General features: G+C 74.4%; 19 protein-coding genes. 8 read left to right on the top strand and 11 right to left on the bottom strand.

What is annotated here, in order from left to right; all coding sequences use genetic code 11:
* The first annotated feature begins 61 nt into the window (after nucleotides 1–61).
* A complete protein-coding gene (locus I8N68_RS13070) occupies nucleotides 62–2,134 on the top strand; it encodes an ATP-binding protein (protein ID WP_200210200.1) in 2,073 nt (690 codons plus the stop codon).
* On the top strand, nucleotides 2,131–3,294 hold the full coding sequence (locus tag I8N68_RS13065) for an acyl-CoA dehydrogenase family protein (RefSeq protein WP_200210199.1): 1,164 nt from the start codon (nucleotides 2,131–2,133) through the stop codon (nucleotides 3,292–3,294). Before I8N68_RS13070 ends, I8N68_RS13065 begins: the two co-directional genes overlap by 4 nt.
* Nucleotides 3,295–3,320: 26 nt before the next feature.
* On the opposite strand, the gene I8N68_RS13060 is transcribed toward I8N68_RS13065, so the two are convergent.
* Nucleotides 3,321–7,085 (bottom strand): CHAT domain-containing protein, encoded by a 3,765-nt coding sequence (locus I8N68_RS13060; RefSeq protein WP_200210198.1) that lies wholly within the window; start codon nucleotides 7,083–7,085, stop codon nucleotides 3,321–3,323.
* Nucleotides 7,086–7,265: 180 nt separating this feature from the next.
* Between I8N68_RS13060 and I8N68_RS13055 the strand changes: the two genes are divergently transcribed.
* Complete coding sequence (locus I8N68_RS13055; RefSeq protein WP_200210197.1) at nucleotides 7,266–7,646, top strand: 3'-5' exonuclease family protein; 381 nt, start codon at nucleotides 7,266–7,268, stop codon at nucleotides 7,644–7,646.
* Nucleotides 7,643–8,584 (top strand): hypothetical protein, encoded by a 942-nt coding sequence (locus tag I8N68_RS13050; RefSeq protein ID WP_200210196.1) that lies wholly within the window; start codon nucleotides 7,643–7,645, stop codon nucleotides 8,582–8,584. Before I8N68_RS13055 ends, I8N68_RS13050 begins: the two co-directional genes overlap by 4 nt.
* Before the next feature lie 18 nt (nucleotides 8,585–8,602).
* Here the strand turns inward: I8N68_RS13050 and I8N68_RS33895 are convergent, their stop codons facing one another.
* Nucleotides 8,603–9,703: a tetratricopeptide repeat protein gene (locus I8N68_RS33895; RefSeq protein WP_200210195.1), complete on the bottom strand. Its 1,101-nt coding sequence runs from the start codon at nucleotides 9,701–9,703 to the stop codon at nucleotides 8,603–8,605.
* Nucleotides 9,704–9,723: 20 nt separating this feature from the next.
* Complete coding sequence (locus tag I8N68_RS13040) at nucleotides 9,724–11,511, bottom strand: alpha/beta hydrolase (RefSeq protein WP_200210194.1); 1,788 nt, start codon at nucleotides 11,509–11,511, stop codon at nucleotides 9,724–9,726.
* A 244-nt stretch (nucleotides 11,512–11,755) separates the two neighbouring features.
* Between I8N68_RS13040 and I8N68_RS13035 the strand changes: the two genes are divergently transcribed.
* Nucleotides 11,756–12,136 carry a hypothetical protein gene (locus I8N68_RS13035; RefSeq protein WP_200210193.1) on the top strand — a complete coding sequence of 127 codons (381 nt, stop codon included), beginning with the start codon at nucleotides 11,756–11,758 and terminating at the stop codon, nucleotides 12,134–12,136.
* Here the strand turns inward: I8N68_RS13035 and I8N68_RS13030 are convergent.
* From I8N68_RS13030 to I8N68_RS13000, 7 genes are all read right to left on the bottom strand, one after another.
* A complete protein-coding gene (locus I8N68_RS13030; protein ID WP_200210192.1) occupies nucleotides 12,123–13,646 on the bottom strand; it encodes a serine/threonine-protein kinase in 1,524 nt (507 codons plus the stop codon). The two genes, I8N68_RS13035 and I8N68_RS13030, sit on opposite strands and share 14 nt — an antisense overlap.
* A 30-nt stretch (nucleotides 13,647–13,676) precedes the next feature.
* A complete protein-coding gene (locus tag I8N68_RS13025) occupies nucleotides 13,677–14,201 on the bottom strand; it encodes a hypothetical protein (protein ID WP_234039567.1) in 525 nt (174 codons plus the stop codon).
* A gap of 191 nt (nucleotides 14,202–14,392) precedes the next feature.
* Nucleotides 14,393–17,962 (bottom strand): adenylate/guanylate cyclase domain-containing protein, encoded by a 3,570-nt coding sequence (locus I8N68_RS13020; protein WP_200210191.1) that lies wholly within the window; start codon nucleotides 17,960–17,962, stop codon nucleotides 14,393–14,395.
* Entirely contained in the window at nucleotides 17,959–18,795 is an 837-nt protein-coding gene (locus I8N68_RS13015) for an MBL fold metallo-hydrolase (RefSeq protein ID WP_200210190.1), read from the bottom strand. The genes I8N68_RS13020 and I8N68_RS13015 overlap by 4 nt, the downstream gene beginning before the upstream one ends.
* A 127-nt stretch (nucleotides 18,796–18,922) precedes the next feature.
* Entirely contained in the window at nucleotides 18,923–19,384 is a 462-nt protein-coding gene (locus I8N68_RS13010; RefSeq protein WP_200210189.1) for a RidA family protein, read from the bottom strand.
* 5 nt (nucleotides 19,385–19,389) lie between these two features.
* A complete protein-coding gene (sp36, locus tag I8N68_RS13005) occupies nucleotides 19,390–19,545 on the bottom strand; it encodes a Sp36 family protein (protein ID WP_013289021.1) in 156 nt (51 codons plus the stop codon).
* A 51-nt stretch (nucleotides 19,546–19,596) separates the two neighbouring features.
* A complete protein-coding gene (locus tag I8N68_RS13000) occupies nucleotides 19,597–20,058 on the bottom strand; it encodes a hypothetical protein (RefSeq protein WP_200210188.1) in 462 nt (153 codons plus the stop codon).
* A gap of 346 nt (nucleotides 20,059–20,404) precedes the next feature.
* On the opposite strand from I8N68_RS13000, the gene I8N68_RS12995 reads away from it, so the two are divergent.
* The 3 genes from I8N68_RS12995 to bagB are packed head-to-tail and all read left to right on the top strand — an operon-like array spanning nucleotide 20,405 to nucleotide 23,316.
* Nucleotides 20,405–21,118, top strand: a complete 714-nt coding sequence (locus I8N68_RS12995) for an Rv0361 family membrane protein (protein WP_200210187.1) — start codon at nucleotides 20,405–20,407, stop codon at nucleotides 21,116–21,118.
* 26 nt (nucleotides 21,119–21,144) lie between these two features.
* A complete protein-coding gene (gene bagA, locus I8N68_RS12990; protein WP_200210186.1) occupies nucleotides 21,145–22,110 on the top strand; it encodes an ATPase BagA in 966 nt (321 codons plus the stop codon).
* Between the two features lie 54 nt (nucleotides 22,111–22,164).
* Nucleotides 22,165–23,316 carry an ArsA family ATPase gene (gene bagB / locus I8N68_RS12985; protein WP_200210185.1) on the top strand — a complete coding sequence of 384 codons (1,152 nt, stop codon included), beginning with the start codon at nucleotides 22,165–22,167 and terminating at the stop codon, nucleotides 23,314–23,316.
* Between the two features lie 9 nt (nucleotides 23,317–23,325).
* Here bagB and I8N68_RS12980 read toward each other — a convergent pair whose 3' ends face one another.
* Nucleotides 23,326–23,646 carry a WhiB family transcriptional regulator gene (locus I8N68_RS12980; RefSeq protein ID WP_200210184.1) on the bottom strand — a complete coding sequence of 107 codons (321 nt, stop codon included), beginning with the start codon at nucleotides 23,644–23,646 and terminating at the stop codon, nucleotides 23,326–23,328.
* Between the last annotated feature and the right edge of the window lie 370 nt (nucleotides 23,647–24,016).

The following is a 24,016-nucleotide window of genomic DNA, read 5'->3' as shown; positions in this document are numbered from 1 at the left end:
TGAGCGCGAGGAACGCAGCGAAGCGGAGTCCCGCAGTCGCGAACGAAAGGCAGGCTCAGCGTTGATTCGAAAGCTTCTGGTGGCGAACCGGGGGGAGATCGCCCGCCGGGTCTTCGCCACCTGCCGGGCGCTCGGCGTCGAGACGGTGGCCGTGCACTCCGACGCGGACGCCGACGCGCCCTTCGTCGCCGAGGCCGACCAGGCGGTGCGGCTGCCGGGAAACACGCCGGCCGAGACGTACCTGCGGATCGACCTGCTTTTGGGCGCGGCCCGCAAGGCCGGCGCGGACGCCGTCCACCCGGGCTACGGCTTCCTCGCCGAGAACGCCGAGTTCGCCGCGGCGGTGACCGACGCCGGCCTGACCTGGGTCGGCCCGCCGGCCAAGGCGATCGCCGCGATGGGCGACAAGATGGCGGCGAAGGCGCTGCTCGCCGACGCGGGCGTGCCGATGCTGCCCACCTGGACCGACAACTACCAGGTCACCGACTTCCCGGTGCTGGTCAAGGCGTCCGCCGGCGGTGGCGGGCGGGGCATGCGGACCGTCCGGGACGCGGCCGGCCTGGCCGAGGCCGTCGCCTCCGCGCGCCGCGAGGCGGCCGCGGCGTTCGGCGACGGCACGGTCTTCATCGAGCGGTACGTCGAGCGCGGCCGGCACATCGAGGTGCAGATCTTCGGCGACACCCACGGCACCGTGGTGGCCCTCGGCGAGCGAGACTGCTCGATCCAGCGCCGGCACCAGAAGATCGTCGAGGAGGCACCGGCGGTCCTCGACCCGGAGCTGCGGCAGCGGCTGCACGCGGCGGCGGTCGCCGCCGGCCGGGCCGTCGACTACGTGGGCGCGGGGACGGTGGAGTTCCTGCTCGCCCCGACCGGGGAGTTCTTCTTCCTGGAGATGAACACCCGGCTCCAGGTGGAACATCCGGTCACCGAGGCGGTCACCGGCCTGGACCTGGTCCGGCTGCAACTGCTGGTCGCCGAGGGCCAGCCGCTGCCGTCGGCGGCGGCCCCGCCGGCCGACGGGCACGCGATTGAGGTACGCCTCTGCGCCGAGGACCCGGGTCAGGATTTCCGCCCGGCCACCGGCACGCTGCACCGGTTCGCGGTCCCCGGGGTGGTGGGCGCCTTCGCCCCGACGAAGGGGCTGCGACTGGACTCGGGCGTGGTGGACGGCTCGGTGGTGGGCGTGCACTACGACTCGATGCTGGCCAAGGTGATCGCCTGGGCGCCGACCAGGGCCGAGGCCGCCCGGGCCCTCGCGGGCGCGCTGGCCCGGGCCGAGTTCCACGGCGTCACCACCAACCGGGACCTGCTGGTCCGGGTGCTGCGCAGCCGGGAGTTCGCCGCGGTCGAGATGGACACCGGCTTCCTGGAGCGGCACGACGAGGTCTTCGCTCCGCTGTTGCCGGCCGACCAGCTCCCCCTCGCGGCGCTGGCCGCCGGGCTCGCCTCGGCCACCGGCCGTCGCGCCGAGGCGACCGTGCTCGCCGGACTCCCCTCCGGTTGGCGGAACGTGCCGGCGTTCTCGCAGGTCACCCGCTACGCCGGCCCGACGGGCGAGGAAATCGAGGTCCGCTACCGGCTGGACCGGACGGGCGGGCTCGCCGAGTGGTCGGTGACACCGCTCGCCGGTGAAGTCGCGACGGCCGGGGATGCCGGCACCGACGGCGCCGCCGAGTCCCCGACCGTGACCCTGGTCGAGGCGTCCCCGGACCGCGTGGTGCTCGAGGTCGACGGGGTGCGGCGGGTGTTCCGCGTACACCGGGCGGGGTCGGCGGTCTTCGTGGACGGCCCGGACGGGGCGGCGAGCCTGGCGGAGCTGCCGCGTTTCCCGCTGCCCACCGCGGAGCTGGCCGCCGGGTCCCTGCTCGCGCCACTGCCCGGCGCGGTGACCCGGGTGCACGTCGAGGTCGGGCAGCGGGTCGCCGCCGGCGAGCTGCTGCTGACCCTGGAAGCGATGAAGCTGGAACACCCCGTGCTCGCCCCGACCGACGGCGTGGTGGCCGAGCTGCCGGTGCCGGCCGGCGGCCAGGTCGAGACGGGCGCCGTGCTGGCCGTTATCGACAACTCCAGCTCGGCGCGTCTTACGCCGCGCCGCGACCTGGAGCCGTCGAACCCCGAGGAGGCCCCGCAGTGAACTTTGACCTCACCCCTGAGCAGGACCAGCTCCGCGACGCCGTCCGGGCGCTGGGCCGCAGGTACGGCCACGGCTACTTCGTCGAGAAGGCCAAGGCCGGCGAGCACACCACCGAGCTGTGGCACGAGGCCGGCCGGCTCGGCTACCTCGGCGTCAACATCCCGACCGAGTACGGCGGCGGAGGCGGCGGCATCACCGAGCTGGCCCTGGTCTGCGAGGAGCTGGCCGCGGCCGGCTGCCCGCTGCTGCTGCTGGTGGTCTCCCCGGCCATCGCCGCCACCGTGATCGCCCGGCACGGCACGGACGAGCAGCGCAAGCGCCACCTGCCCGGGCTCGCCGACGGCTCCCAGAAGATCGTCTTCGCGATCACCGAGCCGGAGGCGGGCTCGAACTTCCACCGGCTCGGCACGGTGGCCCGGCGCGACGGCGACGACTGGCTGCTGTCCGGCCGCAAGTGCTACATCTCCGGCGTCGACGAGGCGAACCAGGTGCTGGTCGTGGCGCGTACCGAGGACTCGGCGACCGGCAAGCTGAAGCCCGCGCTGTTCATCGTGCCGACCGACGCGCCGGGCCTGACCCGGTCCAAGCTGGACATGGAGATCCTCTCCCCGGAGAACCAGTTCCTGCTCTACCTGGACGACGTGCGGCTGCCCGCCGAAGCCCTGGTCGGCGAGTCGCTGGACGCCGGCCTGCCGGCGCTGTTCGCCGGGCTCAACCCGGAACGGATCACGGTCGCCGCGATGGGCGCCGGCACCGGCCGGTACGCGATCGAGCGAGCGTCGGAGTACACCGCCACCCGCAAGGTCTGGGGCGGCCGGAGCATCGGCTCACACCAGGGCGTCGCCCACCCGCTCGCGCACGCGGCGGTGCAGGTCGAGCTGGCCCGGCTGATGATCCACAAGGCGGCCACCCTGTACGACGCCGGCCGGGACCTGGAGGCCGGCATTTCCGGCAACATGGCCAAGTACGCGGCCGGCGAGGCCGCCGCGCTCGCCGTGGACACCGCGGTGCAGGCCCTCGGCGGGGCCGGCATGACCACCGAGTACGGGGTGGCCACCCTGCTCGGCGCGGTCCGCGCCGGCCGGATCGCCCCGGTCAGCCGGGAGATGATCCTCAACTTCGTCGCCCAGCACGTCCTCGGCCAGGACAAGTCCTACTGAGGTGGGCGGCTGAGGGAGCCTGCTCCTCACAGCGGCCGGTTCAGTCCGACGTGGAGGTGGCCGGCCCATCGGGTCGGCGTCGCCGGGAACTCGTCGCGTACCGCTCGGACCGTGTCGGTGAGCACCCGGGCCGCTGCGGCGGTGTCCGGCGGCTGGGTGCCGCCGTTCGTCAGCCCGGCGTAGAAGGCCTGGGCGATCCGGGCGCTGTCCGTGGTACGCCACATCGTGCCGATCACGCCGCGAAAGCCGGCGAGCTGGAACGCCGCGGCCAAATGCAGCGGTTCGTCGGTGAACCTCGGGTGCGTCTCGGCGGTTCCGCACGCGGAGAGGAAGGCCAGCTCGGCCCGTTGCAGCTGGTAGGAGCCCACCATATGCGGGCTGAGCGAGCCACCTCCGCCGAGGCGCAGGCCGCCGGTCAGCATCGCGGCGATGCCGGCGTCCCCCTCGGCGTGGCAGGCGAAGTGCGCGATCGGGTGCGCCCGCAGCGCTTCCTCGACCGCGGTCGGCGCCACCTCGGTCCCGGTGAGCACGGTCGAGCCGGGGATCAGCCGGGCGACGTGCTCGACCTCGACGCGTACCTGGGACAGCGCCGGCAGGTCCCCTGCGATCGGTACGCCGACGACGGTGGCCGTGGCCGTCGCCGGTGGTCGCGGCCGGTCCGCCGCGGCGTGCGCCAGGGCGGTGAGGGTCGGCGTGTAGGACGACACCGCGCGGTCGAAGACCGTACGCCGGCGGCCCGGCTCGCGGTGATGACCGGCGGCGTGCAGCGGGAGGCGGGCCAGCGCGCCGACCGGGGCCCACCAGATCCGGCGAGCCGGACCGTCGATCGGAGCGATCCGGTCGAGCACCGGCCCGGTGACGGCGTCCCACAGCCAGACCAGCACGCCGTGCAGCTCCTCCTGGGCAGCGGCGCGCCGGTCGAACGGCACCGAGGGGTCGGTCGCGTCGGACACCGCCGCGTACCACCGGGTGACGTGCCGCTGGACGGCGGTCCCGGACAGGTCGGGCAGCCGGACCACCTGCACGGGGCGCTCCTGGTCCGCCGGTACGACCAGCGCGTCGCCCCGGTCGCCGTGGGTGTTGACGACGACCACCGGCATGCCCGCGAGCCGCTGGCGAAGCAGCGGCACCGACGGTGGCCGCAGGAAGTCGACGAACCCGGGCAGCGCACGGATCCGCTCGATCACCCGGTCCCGTTCGGCCGCCAACTTCCGGGTACGGGGAACCCAGACGGCTCGGGGATCCCATTCCGTCGTCGAGCTGTTCACCAGCTCGCCGGCCGCCGTCCGGCGCTCCACCTCGATGGTGAAGGTCCGGACGTGCGTGTACGCGTCCGCCTCCGCCAGCTCCCGGTCGACCCGGTCGAGGTCTGCGGCGAGCCCGGGGCTGACGGTCCGCAGCTCCGCCCGTCCGCCGCGGATGCCCAGGGCCTCATGGAACAGCAGGCCACGACCGCGTTCCAGGAGCTCGACGGCGAGGTCGGGGTGGTCCGCCGCGATCGCGGCCGCCGCGGCCTCCGCCGCCAACCCGCCCAGTTCGGCGACGGCGCCGAGCCGGCGGCGGCCGGCCGACGACCGGCTGATCGAGGTCGGCATCCGCTCCACCGCCCGCTCCAGGGCGGCCAGTCGGGCGGCCGGGTCGCCAGCCTCACGGGCCAGCTCGGCCTGCTGTCGTTCGGCCTTGATCCTGGTCTGCGCGTCCGCCCTCGGCGAGGCGGCGATCGCGGCGTACGTGGCGATCGCTTCGGCCCGGGCCTGGTCGGCGTCCGGCCCTCCCGATCTCGCCAGCTTGGCGGCCGCCCGGGCCAGCAGTCCGGCCCGCAGCGGCCACCAGTGGTGCTCGGGCGGGGTCTCCTCGACCGCCTGCCGGGCCAGCTTCACGGCGTCGGCCAGCACGTCGAGGTCGCCGCCGAGCCGATATCGCTGGTACCGAGTGTCGGCGATAGAGCTGCGGATCCGCGGCTGGTCGGGGTGATCCGGCGGCACCAGGGCGAGCGCCTCCCGGTAGGTGAGTTCGGCCGCGAGCAGGCCGGCCTCGTCCTTCTGCCGGATGGCCTGGACGGTCAGGCTGCTGGCGTGGTTGTACAGGAACCCGACGCGGCGGGGATCCTCCTCGGGCAGAACCTCGGCGGCGCGACCGCTGGCCGCCACGGCTTCGGCGAGGAGCGCGTCATCGGGCACCAGGTCGTCCCGATGGGTCAGCATGGTCGAGAGCCGCATGAGCCGCAACGCGTACGACTCGTGCCCAGCGGGCGTCAGGCTCAGCGCCTCCCGCTGGTGCCGCAGCGCCTCGTTCACGAGGTCGGGATCGCGGGTCAGCGAACCGGCGTCGGCCAACGCACCGGCGAGGACGACGAGTTGGTGAGGACGCTCCTCCGGCTGCTCGTCGGCCAGGTCGAGCGCCGCGCGGGCGGCGGCAACCGCGACCTCGACCAGGTTCTCGTCCCGCCCGTGCAGTCCCGCGTGGGCGGCCGCGCCCGCCAACAGGTTCAACGCGTCCCGCCGCAGCGGATGCGACGGGCCGGTGGCGTCCAGGGCCACCTGCGCCCAGGTCGTCGCCCGCGCCGCACCGTCCAGCTCACCGCCGTGTTGCCACCGGTCGAGCTCGGCCCGGCCGAGCAGGAGCAGCGCCCGCGGCCGAGCCCGATGGAAGCCGGGCACCACGGCGAACAGCAGGACGGCCGACTCGTACCGGTCGGCCAGGGCCGGTGGTGAGGCGTCCACCGCGATCCGGTCGGCGAGTTCCTCGGTCCGCCACAGGAACTGGTCGATCACCTCGGCTCGGCTGGCCGCGGTGGCGATGGTGAGCGCCAGGTCGGGGCCGACCTCCTGGGCCAACAGGTTGGCGACCGTGTTGAGCCGCTCCAGCGCCGAGGCCATCGCGGGCCCGTCCTGCGCGGCGGCGTGGACCGCGTCGCGCCAGGCGGCGGTCGCCTCGAGCAGGACCCTGACCGACGCCAGCTCCGGGATGTCGTGCAGCCGGCACAACGCCGCGCCGAGCCGCGCCACCACCTGCGGATCGGTGGGCTGCCGCTGCCAGCTGAGCTGGGCCGCCCGGCGGTACTCCCCGATGGCCAGTTCGAGCGCCTTCGGGCCGGCGCCCCGGTCGAAGTAGAGCTCCAGCAGGCGGCCGCGGTCGACGAGCCGGTGGAGCCGGTGCGGGTCCCGGTCCGAGGTGGCCGACAGGGCTGCCGAGGCGGCGTCCAGCGCCTCGTCGTACGTCGGCCCCTCTCCGGTCTCCTCCGCCAACGTCACCAGCGCCTCGGCGAGATCGGTCAGCAGGGCGGCACGCAGTAGGACGGTGGCGTCGTCGCGCTCCCCGGCCAGCTGTGGAAGCCATTCCTGGTACAGCTTGACGAGCATCCGGAGGGCCTTCTCGGAACCCGCCCGGTGCCGCTGCCGGAGCCCCGCGATCCGGTCGGCCTGCTGCTGGCTGAGCAGGACGTCGGAGAGTCGCGGCGAACTCGGCCGGTGGGTCTCCCGGCATTCGTCCCGGATCGGCTCGGGCACCAGGTCCGGTTCCCGGCGGCAGCCGCGCCGGAACAGCTCGACCGCCGCCCGACGCTCCCGCAGACCGTCCAGTCCGGACAGATTGAGGTAGCGGTACCAGTGCAGCCGAGCCAGCGCCTGCGCCGCCGTCCGTCCGGTGCCGCGCTCACCGGCCGCAGCGGCGAGGATCTGCTGTTCGCCGGAGAGGTCCGTGCCGAACAGGACGCTCGGCGCGCCCGTGCGTTCGTACTCGGCGGTCACCGCCGTGACCTGCTGCACGGCGCCGGTGGTCCGTTTCGACATCGCTTCTCGATTCCGGTGCGCTGGCGTCGGGCGGCGATCCCCTTGTCCCGTAACGATCCTGCCCGGTCGGGACCGGTCCACGAAAGCGGAAATCCGACCCGCGTCCGGGGACGGGGTGGTGGCTTGCCCGGGTCGCTACTGTGGCAGCGGAAGCGGCCATCCGGTGCACGGGGAGCGACCTTGGAACTCGTTGCGGAGCGCATCGGCCGGCTGTGCAGCCAGGCCGCCGGGGGGCAGCTGCGCGAGCACGCCGAGCGGTACGGCGTCGCCGAGGTGCTCGACCGGATCGTCGACGCGGTCGCCCAGGGACGGCGGGATCGGCCGCTGGCGGAGGACCTCGACCTGCTCGACGCCGCGTTCGCCCGCCACGGCATCGACGGGCTCACCACCGGCGTACGCGGTTTCGAGCCGTGGCTCGGCGGGGGCGGACGTCCGACGGTCGCCGCCTGGGCCTGTCCAGGTCCCGGACCGTGTCCCCGGAAGGTCCCGGTCGACGACGGCGACCCGCCGGTGTGCGGGCTGACCGGTGCGCCCCTCGTGGAGAGCCGGATCACGTTGTGAACGCGTTCCTCGCCGAGCTGGGCAAGCAGCTGGTGACCCGGTGGACGGTCGCGCTGATGCTGCCGGGGGCGCTGTTCGCCGCGGCGGTGGTCCTGGCCCACGTGCTCGGTCAGGGCCACGCCGTGGACCTTGCGGCCCTGCCGGCCTGGCTGGACCGGGTGACCGCCACCCCGGCCGGCGGCCGCGGCGCCACGCTGCTGATCACCGTGGCCGCGTTCCTACTCGGCGCGGCGGCGGCCGGGCTGGTCGCGCAGTCGGTGGGGGTGTTCGTCGCGTGGACCTGGAGCCTGACCGGATCCGCGCCGGTGCTGCGGGGGCTCGCCGGCCGGCGCCGTCGACGGTGGGAGCGGGCGGACGCCGAGGCGGCGGACGCGGAGCGCGAGTTCCTCGCGGACACCGCCGATCCCGCCCGTCGGGCCCGGTCGCGCCGGGCCATCGCCCGTCGCGCGGCGATCTGCCTGGTGGAGCCGGAGCGGCCGACCTGGACCGGTGACCGGCTGCACGCCGCCGACGTGCGGGTACACCGGAGTTACGGCATCGACCTCGCGCCGGTGTGGCCGCGGCTGTGGCTGGTCCTCCCCGAGGAGGTGCGCGGCGAGCTGACCGCCGTGCAGGACCGCTGCGCCGCGGCGGCGCGCCTGGCCGGCTGGGGCGTCCTCTACGCCGTCCTCGGGGCGTTCTGGTGGCCGGCCCTGGTCGTCGGCGTCGCGATCCTGCTCACCGCCCGGTACCGGTCCCGCCTGGCCGTCGCCGTCTACGCCGACCTGGTCGAGGCCGCCGTGGACCTGTACGGCCGAGAGCTGGCGGTCCGGTTGGGACTGGCCTGTCCGGGCCGGCTGACCGGGGAAGTCGGGGAGCAGATCAGCGTGATCATCCGCAAGGACGGCACCGTCCCCCGCGCCCGGCGGGCCGGGTCCGCGCCGCGGCCCCGCGCCTGACGCACCGACCCGGGGTCGTCACGGCGTCCAGGACGGGTTGTGCAGAATGGCCAGGTTCTGCCGGGCGTTGACCGCCAGGGTGTGGCTCCGGTAGCCGTCCGGCAGCGCGTCGAGGACCTCCCAGTACAGCTCGATCGCCCGCTCCCGGTAGCCGGCGAGCGCCAGGGTGGCGGCCAGGTTGTTGCGCCGGCCGATCGTCTCGATGCTGTCCCGCCCGTGGTTCCGCTCGGTGTGCCGGATGTTCTGCTCGTGCAGCTCGATGGCCTGGGCGTACTGGCCGGCGTGCTGGTAGGCGATGGCCAGGTTGTTGCGGACGACCAGGGTGAGTGCGCCGTCGACGCCGTGCAGGTGCTCGGCCACGGCCACGACCTCGCGCAGCACGTCCAGCCCGTCGTCGACCTGCCCGGCATCGAGGTACGCCTGGCCGAGCGCGTTACGGACCTTCAGCGTGTCCTCGTCGACCGGGCCGAAGGCCTGGGCCGCCCCGGCGGCGAGCGGCTCGAGCAGGGCGATCGCCTCGCCGTACCGTCCACACCGGCGGTGGTCCTCGGCGAGGCTCAGCCGGTACGCCAGCGTGCCGCGGTCGGGCAGGGACTCCCGCCCGAGGCCGCCCGCTCGCCACAGGTCGAGGGACATTCGGACCACGTCGAGCGGCCCGCTCGACGCGCGCGGTGGCGGCGGGGGCATCGCCGGCAGCGGCGCGGGCGGGCCCACCGTGTCCCCCACCCACGACGCGAGCCGCTCCCGCAGGTCCGGTGCGGGGACGCCGTGGACGTGGAAGCGGCACACCCCGCGGTCCAGGTGCAGGTGCAGGGACGAGCCGTCGTCGTAGGCCGGAAGGAAGCTGATCGCCAGGCTGAGGAAGCCCGGCGTCCGCACCTCCAGCCCGCGCAGCGCGGCCCAGTCGAAGGTGAGGAACCGGCGGAACGGCCGGCGGAGCAGGATGCCGGAGCGGTCGACGACGGCGGTGAGGCCCCGTGTCTCGTCCGCCCGGTCCGGATGCCCGCCGAGATAGGTCACCTGGGGTATCGACAGCGACGACATGTCGTCATCGTTCCAGCCGGACGCCCGGCTGAGAATGCCCGCGCCGGGCCCGGGGTGCGGCGGGTGCCCGATCACCGCCGCACCCCGGGGGTCCGTCAGCGGACCGTCAGAGTGCCGACCACCGGCAGCGGCGCCACGACCGGCGGGAGCCGCTTCGGCTCACCCCGGCCCGGCTCGCCGGCCCGAGCTAGGGCGCTCTTCGACGCCTCCGCCCGCTCGGCCGCAGGCACCTCGACGAACGGCTGCGCGTCACCGGTGCAGACGGTGCCCGTCGCCGGCAGCGCCACCGTCAGCAGGTACGCGTCGACCGCGCCGGTCACGCAGGCCGAGGTGCCGTACGCGGTGTGCCCCCAGCTGTCGCTGCTGAGCAGCCGGCTGTTCGGCAGCAGCGCCGCCGAGCTGACCGCGCCGTGGTAGTTGGTCGCCGGGTCCCAGTAGTTGCCGACGACCAGCACCGGGGCGCTGGTCCGCTTGTTGAAGGGGCCGGTGTAGGCATCCTCGTCCCGCACCGTCCAGGTGTTGCGGGCGCAGGGCGCGGCGCCCCAGGCCCAGGCCCGACCGAAGTACGGGGCCCGCTTGTCCTCCTTGGCGCTCAGCACCGACCAGGCATCGGCGCTCTTCGGGTGGTACGCGTCGGTGCAGTCCACCGTCAGGAACGTCTCCAGCCCGTTGTCGTACGGGAAGTCGTAGCCGCGCTGCTGGCGGGCCTTCGCGGCGCGGGCGACGACGGCGGTGCGGGCCTCGGCCCGGCGGGCGGCCGACACCGACGCCGGGTCGGTGAGCACCAGCAGCTCGCTGGTCAGGCCGACGACGTCCCGCCAGCCGTACGGGTCGTAGAGCGCGCCGAGGGTGGCGCCGACGAAGTCCGCGTAGCTGACGGTGAACTGGCCCAGCTCGGGATCGTCGACCACCAGCGGCTTCTTCCGCAGCCGCTTCGCCACCAGCTCGTACGCCGCGACCGGGTCACCGGCGGCCAGCGGGCAGGCCTCCTCGCCGGCCTTCGCGCAGCGGACCAGGATCTCGTGCAGCGCCCGGTACGCGCCGTCGGCGCTGCGCAGCCGGCTCTCCTGAAGCTGGTTGCGGGCCTTGCCCTGGCCGACCCAGGCATTCGGGTTGAGCACGCCGTCCACGACGAGGGCGCGGACCCGATCCGGGAACATGTTGGCGTAGTAGTGGCCCAGCGCGGTGCCGTAGCTGAAGCCCAGGTAGCTGAGCTTCTGGTCGCCCACCGCGCGGCGCAGCACGTCCATGTCCCGGGCCACCTCGGCGGTGGACGCCGCCCCGGTCAGCGGCTTGCCGCTGGTCGAGCAGGCCCTCCCGACCGCCTTCGACGACGCGACGTACGCCTTCTCCTCGGCCTTCGTCCACGGGAACGCGACGTTCAGCCCGGCGTACGCCTTCGTCTGGTCCTTCACCGACGGGAAGCACTTGATGTTCTCGCTGGCGGCGACGCCGCGCGGGTCGACGCCGACGATGTCGAACCGGTCGAGCAGGTCGTCGCCGAGGAAGTACGGCGCGGCGAGCGCGATGCTGGTGCCGGAACCACCCGGGCCGCCCGGGTTGAGGAAGAGGCTGCCGATCTTGTGCTGCTGGTCCCGGGCCTTGACCCGGAGCACGGCGACCTCGGTGGTGGCGCCCTTCGGGTTGTCGTAGTCAAGCGGAAGCCGGGCGGTGGCGCACTCGGCGTAGTCGTAGCAGGCGTACCAGTCGAGCTTCGGGGCCGGCACGCGGTCGACCCGGCGGGCCTCGACGGGACTCGTCCGGTCCGAGGTGGACGGCTGGGGCGTCAGCCTCGGCGCCGCGGCGGCGGGCGCGACCGCCGATCCGGCGAGGACGATGCCGGCGATCCCTGTTGCGGTCAGGGACCGCATTGCACCTGGCATGTGGCTGCCTTCCGGTGGGGAACGGGGTCAGTCGAGCAGAGCTCGACCTTCGTCACTCTAGGGATCAGCAGCCACAAAGGCCGCCCGTCAAACGCCCATGAGACCGACAAATTGCCGATTGATGTAACGAATAATTCATGATCGACGCTATTTTGTGCCGCGTGTTGCGGCCAACCGGCCCGCCCGGGAACCGGTGACCAGGTCCCGCGGTTGACACGCGGGTGAGCTGGGCCATGCTTGTCGGGTGAGGTTGTTCCCGAAGCCCGATCCGCGGGTGAACGCGGTCGCCGCGTCGCTGGCCGCGGCCGCTCCCTTGGTGATGCTGGTGATCTGGCGGCCGGAGGGCGTTGTCGCCGTGTTACTGGCGCTGCTCTGCGTGCTGCTCGGGATGGTGGCCGGCGTGGCGGTCACCGCCGCGCGGCAGTCCGGCGGCACCCCGGCTCCGGCCGCGCGGCCGCCGGCCCAGCCCGTCCCCGCCGGCTACGGCGTGGACGCGGACACGCTGGAGGCGCTGGACAGCCGGGCGGTACGCGACAGCCGCGCGCTGTACGCGGACACGCTGGAGGCGCTGGACAGCCGGGCGGTGCAGGGCAGCCGCGCCGCGAACGGGATCAGCGACCGGTGAGCGTCGGCGCGGCCAGCGCGTCCACGCCCCGGCCGGCCAGGCAGCGGTAGGTGCGGTCCGGGCCCGCCTCGGCCGGCGGCAGCACCTCCAGGTTCCACCCGGCCTGGGATCGGATGCCGCTGGTGAGCCGGAACGTGCGGGCGTTGCAGACGCCGCGGACGACCGGGTCGGCGCTGATCGCCGCGTGCCCGACCCCGACCAGGGCGGCCGGCAGGTCTCCCACGGCGTAGGTCTCCCAGGTGTGCCGGCCGTCGCAGGGGATCCGGGTTGCCTCCGCCCGGGTGCCGCGCAGCCGCACCGGCCCGAAACACTCCAACTCGGACGCGCAACGGCCACCTGCGGCCAGTTCCACGCCCGCCGAGCCGATCCGGCAGCCCGGCAGCACCTCCGACCCGCCGCCACCCACGCTGACCCCGGTCGCCACGGGGGTCGGCGGCACCACGGCCGGCGCACCCCCGGCCAGCCACGCGCCGACGCCGGCGGAGGCGCCCAGCGCGAGGACCCCGGCCCCACCGAGGAACCACCGCCGCCACCGCCGCCCCGGCGTCGGCACCGTCGGCTGCGCGTCCTCCGCCGGCGGCCGCTGGGCCGGCTGCCCCGTCCGGCCGACGGTGTACGGGCCGGTGGCGCCGCCACTGACCGGGATGCCCGAGACCGGGGCGCCGGAGACCGGGGCGGCGCCCGGGTCTAGCCGAACCGCGGCGAGCATGCCGCGCAGCTCGACCGCGGACGGGCGCTCCCCCGGATCGTTGGCCATCCCGGCCCGGAGCACGTCGACAAGTTCCTCCGGCACCCCGGGAAGCCCGGGAATGGGCTGGTGGAACATCTCCAGCACGGTGACCAGACTCGGGTTGCGCTCGGACTGCCAGCGCGGCGGCCGGCCGTGCATCACCGCGTAGAGGGTCGCGCAGAGCGCGTACACGTCGACCGCCGGTGAGGGTGGGCTGTGGCTGAACATCTCCGGCGGCGCGTACGCCGGGGTGAGCACCTCCAGGGTGACCGAGGCGTCCCGCACCTCGGCCAGCACCGCCAGCCCGAAGTCGGCCAGCACCGCCGGGTTGAAGTGCGAGTAGAGGATGTTGGCCGGCTTGACGTCCCGGTGCAGCACCCCGGCCGCGTGCGAGTGGGCGAGCGCGTCGGCGATCTTCACACCCAGGTCACGCGTCTCGGCCGGACCGAGCGGCGAGGTCCGCATCCGCTCCGCGTACGACCCGTCGCAGAGCTCCATGATCAGGTACGGGTGCTGGTCGACGGTGACCCCGACGTCGAAGAGGTCGACCACGTGCGGGTGAGACGACATCTTGCCGGCCGCCCGCGCCTCGCGCAGGAAGCGTGCCTGGTCCCGCTCGCTGTCCAGGGTGCGGTTCTCCACCTTGACCGCGACCTCGCGTCCCACCGAGATCTGGGTGGCCCGGTAGACGGTGGCGTAGCCACCCCGCGCGAAGACCTCCAGATCGGTCAGACCGGGCACGATGGGCAGCCGGCGGGCACCGGGCGGGGTGTCGGTCACGGCTCGAAAATACCTGTCTCCACCGTCGGCTCAGTGGACCGGACCAGCCGCCGGGGCGCTACCTGCGGCGTCGTCCGCCGCGACCGAGCCGGCCGGGGCGTCGGCGGCGGTCGTCCCGGCCCGGTCAACCGGATCGATGTCGTCGGCCACCGGCGCGGCACGGCGGGCGTCCCACCAGAGGCCGGCCGCCGTGGCGAGCGCGCCCAGGCCTTCCCAGGCGGCGACCCCGAAGAACCGGTCCGGAGCGATGTCGGAGAGCACCGCGATGCTGAAGACGGTGAACGTGACCAGGCGGAACACCACGGTGAACCGGTAGAACGGCCGCCACTCCGTCGCGGTGGCGAGCAGGTAGTAGACCCCCATGTTGAACGACGCCATCGAGGAGGCGGTGAGGAACGTGCCGGTGTAGTCACCGGGCGCCCGGGTGGCCGGCACCTCGAAGCCGAGCAGCCGCAGCTGCACCTCCGGCCAGATCAGCCCGAGCGCGCCCAGCAGCAGCGCGAGGACGCCGAAGACGGCCATCGTCCAGCCGGCGCCGGAACGCGGCAGCCTCATCCGGTCCTCCCCTACCCGCGGCCACCACCGTGGGCGGCCGTCTCGACCAGACACACGCTAGCCCCCACCCCCGACGCTCACATCCCCGAAACCGCCAGACCTCCCGGTCCCGCGATCTTGGGCGAACCCGGCCCCGAGGGGGCCGTTTCCTCCCGGGATCGCGAGGAGGGGCTGGGCCGGCGAGGGACCGGTCAGGAGAGGGCGAGGCGGGCGCGGAGTGCGTCGGCGACGGCCCGTTCGCTGCGCTGCTCCGTGGCGTACGCCAGCCGTACCGCCTCGTCGGCGCTGGCCAGCGCGTCGGCGGGACGACCACAGGCGGCCAGCGTCTCGGCCAGCACCATCGCGGCGATGACCTGGCTGCGGACGTCCTCGGCCGGGGCGGCGACCGCCCGTTGTGCCCAGTCCAGCGCCTGCTCCCGCTGGCCGTGCGCGAGCAGCGCGGAGGCGTACCGGGCCATCGTCTGGCGGCGGGAGATGAGCAGCGACGGGGTGCTCGCGGCGGTGGTGGCGACGGGGGCGAGCAGCCCCACCGCGGTGGCCGGGTCGCCGGCGGCGAGCCGCGCCATGGCGAGCAGCACCCGGGGCGCGACCTGGGCGGGCGCCTGCGGATTGTGCGGCTCGACGTTGGTCAGCACCGCGCGCGCGTCCCGCTCCGCGATCTCGCAGTCGCCCATGTCCAGCGCGACGAAGCCGCGCAGCGTGCCGGCCATCCCGGTGAGCAGCGGGTGGGACGTCCGGTCGGCGTACGCGAGCGCGTCGGTGAACAGGTCGGCGGCGTGTTCCGGCTCGCCGAGCCCGCGCGCCACCACGCCCCGGACGACCAGGGCGAAGCCCTGCCCCCAGTCGTCGGAGACCTCGGCGAACTCCCGGTACGCCTGCCGCGCCGCCCGGTCCGCCTCGGCCAACTCGCCCAGCTCGGCGGTGGCGTACGCCTCCACCGCGCGCAGCGTGCCGACCGCCCACGCCTCGCCGACCCGCTCCCCGAACGGCAGGAAGACCCGCGCCATCCGGCAGGCTTCCCGCAACCGGCCGGCGAGGAGCCGGGCGAACGCGGTGGTGCCGCGCAGCCAGGCCCGCCCGTACGGGTCCTTCAGCTCGGCGAAGAGCCGGGCGGCCCGGCCGAGCACCGCGTCGGTCCCGGCGAAGTCGCCCCGGGTGGTGGTCACCCAGGCCAGGTTCTGCAGCGACCAGGCCTGCCCGCGCGGGTCCTTCGCGGCGAGGCTGACCTGGTAGGAGGCGGCGAGCCGGCTGCTCGCCTGGCCGAGGCGGCCGGCGATGAAGTCGGCCATGCCCAGCCGACGCATCGCCGAGGCGCGCATCGTCGGCAGCTCACCCGCGGTGGCCACCTGCAACGCCTCCTGCCAGCTGCCCTCCGCCCGGCTCTGGTCGCCGAGGGTCTGGTGCGCCTGCCCGGCGAGCAGCAGCGCGCTGGTCCGGGTGCCGGCGTCGCCGGCGTTGGCGGCGATCTTCTCGGCGAAGGCCAGCGCGTCGGTCGGGCGGCCGATCTGGAGCAGCGCCCGGGCGTGCACCACCCGGTCGGCCAGCGGCACGCCGTCGCGAGCCAGCTCGGCGGCGCGTTCGGCGTACTCGACGGCGAGCATCGGCTCCCCGGCCTGCAACGACCGGCGGGCGGCCCGGCCCAGCGCGGCCACGCCGAGCGGGAGCACCGCGCGGGCCGGCGCGTCCGGACGCAGCTTCACCGCGTCGGCGAGGGCGGCGGCCCGTTCCACGTGCTCGGCGACGAAGTCGTCCCGGGCGGCCTCGGTGAAGCCGCCCGGCGCGCCACCACCCGACGTCCCGGGCGCGGCCCAGCGGGCCAGCGCGGCGTGCCGCTCGGCCAGCTCGGCCTTGCTCACCCCGGCGTACGCGGCCTCCCGCATCAGCGGGGTGGCGAAGGCGTACCCGGCGCGGGTGCGGTGCAGCATCCGGCGTTGCAGCAGCTCCTCCACGGCCCGCTCCAGCTCGACGGCGACCACCGCCGCGGGCCGGCCGTCCCGCCCGGCGCGCTGCTCGCGCAGCGCCTCCAGCGCGCCGATCGGCACGGTGTCGCCGACGACCGCCGCGTCGCGCAGCACGGAGCGGGCGTCCGCCGGCAGCGCGTCGATGCGCGCCGCGAGCACGGCGGCCAGGTCCCGGGAGAGCAACCGGCTGCCCAGCGAGCCGGGGACCAGTCGCCACCCGGCGGGGGTGGCGCGGTCCGCGCCGGCGGTCAGCGCGCCCCGCTCCATCAGCAGGGTGACCAGCTCGGCCAGGTAGAACGGGTTGCCCTGGGCGGTGGCGAGCAGCCGGTCCGCGTCGGGCTGCGGGAGCTTCCCGCCGTTGAGGTAGGTGGTGAGCAGCCGGGCCGCGTCGGCGCCCCGCAGCGGGGGCAGCGCGTGCACCTCGGCGTCCGCGACCCGGGTCAGCGCCCCGGCGGTACGGACCAGCTCGGGCCGGCCGAGCAGCAGCACCAGCACCGGGCCGGTGAGCCGGGACAGGGTCACCCCGAGCGCGTTGATCGTCTCGGCGGTGGCGTCGTGCAGGTCGTCCACGACGATCACCAGCGGCGCCTCGACGGCCAGGGCGCTGAGCAGCCCGGCGACCGCGTTCGGCACCGCCTCGGCGTCCTGCGGCGGGGCGGCGGCGCTCCACTCGCCGTTGTCGGCGCCGGGCAGCTCGGCGTAACCGAGCAGGGCGAGCAGCTGGTCGGTGGCGAGCGGGGGCGGATCACCGGGGAGCCGGCCGAGCCGCTGGCCGAGCCGGCGCAGCCGCTCCTCCACCGCGGGCCGGGTGAGCGCCGTGGCCGCGTCGTTGGGCAGGCCGACCGCCGCCCGGACCAGGTCGGCGAGGGGGGCGAGCCGGCGTCGTTCGCCGAACGCGGCGCACCGCACCGAGAGCACCCGCGCGCCGGTGTGCGCGGCGTACCGGCCGGCGCCGACATCGTAGCCGGCGGCGAGGCGTTCCACCTCGGCGGCGAACCGGGACTTGCCGATCCCGGCCTCGGCGGTCATCAGCAGCACCCGGGGCTCGCCCCGGTCGATCACCTCGGCGAGCCGGCCGGCGACCCGGCCGATCTCGGTCTCCCGGCCGACGAAGGGCGCCTCGTCGCCGAGGCCGGACCGGGTGCCCGGCGCGTCCAGCAGACCCAGCAGCTCGTACGCCTCGACCGGCTCGCGCTTGCCCTTGAGCCGCAGCGGGCGCAGCGCCCGCCAGGAGGCGACGTGCCGGGTGGCGGCGGAGGTGCGGGCGCCGGCGTAGACCGCGCCGACGGCGGCGGCGTCGGCGAGCCGGGCGGCGGTGTTCACCGTGTCGCCGATGACCGTGTACTCGATGGCGGCCTGGATGCCGGCGATCACGTCACCGGTGTTGAGGCCGACCCGCAGGCCGAGCGGAGCACCGCCGCCGCGCTCGTCGTCGAGCACCCGGCGGACCGCCCGCTGCATGGACAGCGCGGCGCGGACGGCGCGCTCGGCGTCGTCCTCGTGGGCGACCGGCGCGCCGAAGACGGCCATGATCCCGTCGCCGGTGAGCTTGTCGACATGGCCGCCGAAGGTCTTGACCGCGCCCGCGAGGGCGGCGAGCACCCGGTCGGTGACCGCGCCGACCCGCTCCGGGTCGAGGTCCTCGGACCAGGAGGTGAAGTCGGAGAGGTCGCCGAAGAGCACGGTGACCACCCGTCGCTCGGCGGCGGGCAGGGTGGCGGCTGCCGGCAGGGCCGCCCCGCAGTTGTGGCAGAACCGCGCGCCGGGCACGGCGACGGTTCCACACACGGGGCAGGTCACGGTTGCTCCAACTCCGCGCCCCCCGCGCCGGATTCCCGGGTGGCGACCCCGAGGTACTCCAACTGGGCCCGGACCGACCATTCGGCGGCCCACCACAGCGACCGGTCGACGTCCGCGTACACCCGCTCGACCACCTCGGGTGCGGTGGTGGCGCCGGCCGCGACCGCGGCCCGGACCTGGTCGAGCCGGGCCCGGCGGTGGGCGAGGTAGAACTCGGCGGCGGCGCCGCAGTCGGCGAGCGCCGGGCCGTGGCCGGGCAGCGCCGGGATTCCCCGGTACGTCGAGAGCAGTTCCAGGCTGGTCAGGTAGTCGCCGAGGTGGCCGTCCGGGTGGGCGACCACGGTGGTGCCGCGCCCGAGGATCGTGTCGCCGGTCAGCACCACCCGCTCGCCAGCGTGCTCCACCAGGAAGCAGACCGAGTCGGCGGTGTGCCCTGGGGTGTCCAACAGGCGGATCTCCAGGCCGAAGCCGCCGAAGTGCTCGCCCGGCTCCGTCAGCGGCTCGCCGCCGATGGTGTGTGCCGGGTCGGCGGCGAGGACGTGCACCCCGCCCAGCCGCTCGCTCAGGCGCGGCGCGCCCTCGGTGTGGTCCGGGTGCCCGTGGGTGATCAGCACCAGCCCGATCGGCGCGTGCGCGGCGATCGCCGCCAGGTGCTCCTCGTCGGCCGGGCCGGGGTCGACGACGACCGCGTGCTCCGCCCCGGGCGCGCGCAGCACCCAGGTGTTGGTGCCGTCGAGGGTCATCGGCCCCGGGTTCGGCGCCCGCAGCAGCGTCACCCATCCCGGGAGCTCGTCGGCGAGTGCCGCCGCCGCCCCCGTCACACGCCCGGTCATGGCTGCGATCGTACGACCCCGCCCGCCGGGTCCCGCGATCTTGCAGTTTCGGCCCCTGATTCGTGCCCGTTCGGGGCTTTCGCCAGGGCACCAAGTGCAAGATCGCGGGTACGGGAGGGGCAGGGGGTCAGGCGACCTCGACGATTACCTCGACCTCTACGGGGGCGTCCAGGGGGAGTTCGGCTACGCCTACCGCGCTGCGGGCGTGGCGGCCGGCCTCGCCGAAGACCGTGCCGAAGAGGTCGGAGGCGCCGTTGATGACACCGGGCTGGCCGGTGAAGCCCGACGCGCTCGCGACGAAGCCGGTCAGCTTCACGATCTTGACGACGTTCTCCAGGCCGACCAGCGAGTCGATCGCGGCCAGGGCGTTCAGCGCGCACCGCTCGGCCAGGTCCTTGGCCTGCTCGGCGGAGACGCCGGCACCCACCTTGCCGGTGGCGAGCAGCTTGCCCTCGGCCATCGGCAGCTGGCCGGAGACATAGACGTGCTGCCCCGACTGGACGGCCGGCACGTAGCTGGCCACCGGCGGCACCACCTCGGGCAGGGTCAGGCCGAGCTCCGCGAGTTTCGCGTGCGGTCCGTTGCTCATGGCCATCAGCCCTTCGGGCGCTTCAGGTAGGCGACGAGCTGCTCCGGGTTCGGGCCGGGAACCACGGAGACCAGCTCCCAGCCGTCCTCGCCCCAGTTGTCGAGGATCTGCTTGGTCGCGTGGACCAGCAGCGGGACCGTGGCGTATTCCCACTTCTGCATCGGGTGAAGGCTCCCTTGCCTGGCATGGACACTTCCAGGCACAGACTACGGTCAGGACGGCGACCTGGGTGCGGGACGCTGCTCGGGCGCCACGGGCAGCTCACCGCAGGGCCCCTCGTGGTCGTAGCGCTGGGGGCACCGGCTCCGGTCGGGCAGCAGCAGGTCGCAGAAGACCCGGTGCCGGTTGTTCTGGTCGTCGGCCGTGGAGACCGTCGTCTCGCCGGCGTCCAGCTCACTGAGGAAGCCCAGCGACGTGGCCACGGTGCCGGCCAGCGCGGTGGCCGCCGCCAGGTCGGGAACCCGGACCGGCAGGTGGATGACGTACCCGGGCTCGTCCTCGTCCCGGCACCGCTCGCCGGGGCGGACCAGCGTGCGGATCACCTCGGCCGGCTCGGCGCAACGGCGGTACGACCGCTCGTTCAACGGCAGGCCGGGAGGCTCGACCTCACCGGGCCGCCGGGCCCGGTCACCCTGTGGAAACTGAGCTCGAGGAATGTTCTCCGCGTCGCGCATGCGCTGCCTCCGGGCGTCGTACCTGATCTGGGTCACCACCGTCGGGCTCGGACTGCTGCCCGGTCCGGCCCCCGCATCGCGACGAACGTAGGGCCGATCGGCAGTCCCGGCAACGGGACGCGCACGGATGATCACCGGCCGTCACATATGCGACACATCGCCGGGTCCAGGTGGTCGACGCCCGGCTCACGTCCGGGATGGTGCGGCGCCGCCGGGCCACGCGGGGCTGGCAAGTCGCCGATCGACCGCTACCCTTCCGGTCGGACGGGCGACCCGCGCTCGCCCGCACGCTCGATCACGCGTCGTCGCCTGGGGCGGCGTCGGCGCCGCACCCCGGGGGAACGACATGACCCAACCACCCATCGGTGGCGCCACCGGCGGCATGCCCGACGGCCCGTACCGCGAGGGGCCGCTGGCCGGGGCCGCGCCGACCCCCGGCACGTTCCCGCCGCCGGGCCCCGGCCCGTTCCCGCCGCCGGCCACCGGCAGCTTCCCGCCGCCGGCTCCCGGCCCGTTCCCGCCGCCGGGCCCCGGCTCCTTCCCACCGCCGGCCCCCGGCACCTTCCCGCCGCCGCCGGGCGCGGGCCACCCGCCGTACCAGAGCCCGCCCCCGCCGAAGAAGCGGCGCGGCCTGCTGATCGCCTCGATCGTGCTGGCCGCGGCCATCCTGCTCTGCGGCGGCGGTGGCACGGCCGCCTTCCTGACCCTGCGGGACACCGAGGAGGGCCAGGGCGCCAAGGAGCCGGCCGTCGCGGTGGACGACTTCCTCACCGCGGTCTACCAGGACCGGGACGCGAAGAAGGCGGCCACCTTCGTCTGCTCCGCCTCCCGGGACGACAAGAAGATCGCCGGCAAGGTCGCCGAGGTGCAGAAGTACGCCACGGAGTACCAGAACCCGCGGTTCCGGTGGACCACCCCGAAGGTGGACAACCAGACCGGCGAGCGGGCCACTGTCACCACCAAGGTCACCATGACCACCTCCGACGAGAAGGTGGCCGACCAGGAGCTGCGCTTCACCGTGGTGCAGAAGTCGGGTTGGTGGGTCTGCGAGGTCGCCTGAGTCGGGCGGCTGGATAGGCTCGACGGGTGCGAGCAGCTGAGCAACGGTCCGACACCTGGCCGGCCCGCCTTCACGTGGTGACCGGCAAGGGCGGCACGGGCAAGACCAGCGTGGCCGCGGCGCTGGCCCTCGGCCTGGCCGCCGGTGGCCGGCGCACGCTGCTGGTCGAGGTCGAGGGGCGGCAGGGCATCGCCCAGCTCTTCGGCACCGAGCCGCTGCCGTACGAGGAGCGGCGGCTCGCCGAGGCCCCCGGCGGCGGCGAGGTGCGGGCCCTGGCCGTGGACGCCGAGGAGGCCCTGCTCGAGTACCTGGACATGTTCTACAAGCTCGGCGCGGCCGGCCGGGCGCTGCGCAAGCTCGGCGCGATCGACTTCGCCACCACCATCGCCCCGGGCCTGCGGGACGTGCTGCTCACCGGCAAGGCGAAGGAGGCGACCACCCGCACCAGCGGGCAGCGCCGGACGTACGACGCGGTGGTCCTGGACGCGCCGCCGACCGGGCGAATCGGCCGCTTCCTCAACGTCACCGCGGAGACCGCCCGGCTGGCCAAGGTCGGCCCGATCAAGACCCAGAGCGAGGGGGTCTCCGCGCTGCTGCGTTCCCCGATGACCGCGGTGCACGTGGTGACCCTGCTCGAGGAGATGCCGGTGCAGGAGACGGTGGACGCGATCGCCGAGCTGACCCAGCTCGGCTTCCCGGTCGGTCGGGTGATCATCAACGGCGCCCGGCCCCCGGTGCCCGCCGGGCGGGTGCTGAGCCAGGCCGAGCTGAAGCGGGGGCTGGTCGCCGCCGGCCTACCGGCCGATCGGGACACCGTGGCCGGGCTGGCCGGGGAGGCCCGGGACCAGCAGGTACGCCGGGAGCTGGAGGATTCGCTCCGGGCCGACCTGATGGAGCTGGACCGGCCGTTGACCGAGTTGCCGCTGTTGCCCGGCGGGGTGGACCGGGCCGGGCTGGAGACGCTGGCCAGCCTGCTCGTCCAGGCGGATTGACTCACACCTGCGGCCGGCACGGAGCAGAGACACCCCTCGGCCCGATACGCTCGATTGGTGCCTTCCGAAGACGCGGCGCCACCGCTGGACGTCGACCAGATCCTCGCCGACCCCGGCGTACGGATCGTGGTCTGCTGCGGGGCGGGCGGAGTGGGCAAGACGACCACCGCGGCGGCGCTGGCGCTGCGCGCGGCCGAGCGGCACGGCCGGCGGACGGTGGTGCTCACCATCGACCCTGCCCGGCGGCTGGCCCAGTCGCTCGGCCTGACCGAGCTGAACAACACCCCACGCCAGGTCAAGGGCATCGACATCGAGGCCAGCGGCGGTGAGCTGCACGCCATGATGCTGGACATGAAGCGCACCTTCGACGACGTGGTGCTCCAGCACACCGACCCGGCGAAGGCGGCGGAGATCTTCGCCAACCCCTTCTACCAGGCGATGAGCTCGACCTTCGCCGGCACGCAGGAATACATGGCGATGGAGAAGCTCGGGCAGCTGCACGCCCGGGGCGAGTGGGACCTGATCGTGGTGGACACCCCGCCGTCCCGCTCGGCGCTGGACTTCCTCGACGCGCCGGCCCGGCTCTCCCGCTTCCTGGACGGGCGGATGCTGCGGCTGCTGCTGGCCCCGGCTCGTAGCGGGGGGCGGAGCATGTTCAGCCTGGTGACCGCCAGCTTCGGGATGTTCTCCAAGGTCGTGCAGAAGGTGATCGGCGCGCAGCTGCTGACCGACCTCTCCGGCTTCGTGGCCGCGCTGGACTCGATGTTCGGCGGCTTCCGCCAGCGGGCCGAGCAGACGTACCGGATCCTGCAGGCGCGGGAGACGGCGTTCCTGTTGGTCGCGACGCCGGAGTCGGACGCGGTCCGGGAGGCGGCCTACTTCGCGGGGCGGCTGCGGCAGGAGCGGATGCCGCTGGCCGGCCTGGTGCTCAACCGGGTGCACCGGCCGGCGGTGACGTCGCTGGACGCGGCGGAGAGCCTGGCGGCCGCGGAGCGGCTGGCCGCCCTCGGCGGCCACGAGGGCACCGTCGACGTGCTGCGGGCACACGCCGCGCTGGCCCAGCTGGCGGTCCGGGAGCAGGACGTGGCGGCCCGGTTCACCGCGGAGTTCCCGGCGGTGCCGGCGGTGTCGGTGACGGCGCAGCCCGCCGACGTGCACGACGTCGACGGGCTGCGGACGATCGGCGAGGCGATCAGCCAGCCGTGAGACCGGCGGTCAGCCGGCGGCGGTGACCAGGACCTTGTCCTTGCCGGCCTTGTCCTTGGCGTTCTTCTTCATGGCCGCCTCGAACATCTTGCGCCAGCTCGTCACCTGCGGGTGGCGGCGCAGCAGCGCCCGCCGTTCGCGTTCGGTCATGCCACCCCACACTCCGAACTCGATCCGGTTGTCGAGCGCGTCGGCCAGGCACTCGTACCGAACTGGGCAACTCCGGCAGATCCTCTTCGCCACGTTCTGTTCGGCGCCCTGTACGAACAACGCGTCCGGGTCCCCGTTCTGACATGCCGCCAGCGACGGCCAGTCAGTGATCATGCCCATGTGTACACGTCCCCCCTTGCAGTACCTACCGACTTCGTGCGACCAGCCGTCGAATTTCCCCCCGGTCGTCCGGCCCGTTCCTTCCCCAAGGAGGCACGGACGACGTGTGGCTCTGTCGCGCCACCATCATGCTCTGTAGTCGCCTGATTACGCAACGTTGTCGGCGAAATCCATCATTCCGGACACACCCGGCTTCCCGGGCCTCGGCCCGCCGTCTACCCGGCCGGAGTCGGTGAAAACGCTGCGCGGGTCCCCCGTTCGGAGGAGACTCATCGGCGGGTTCACGCAACCTCGCACCAGGGTTCGTGCGTTTAGCACAACGAGGTCGGCGCGCGCAGGAAATGGGGAAAGAACGCCCCGGCGCCCCTCG

It is taken from the genome of Micromonospora coerulea, assembly GCF_016598485.1.
GTDB classification, from domain to species: Bacteria; Actinomycetota; Actinomycetes; order Mycobacteriales; family Micromonosporaceae; genus Micromonospora; species Micromonospora coerulea.
The sequence above is the reverse complement of the archived record's forward strand: the minus strand, read 5'-3'. Positions and strand labels throughout refer to the sequence as shown.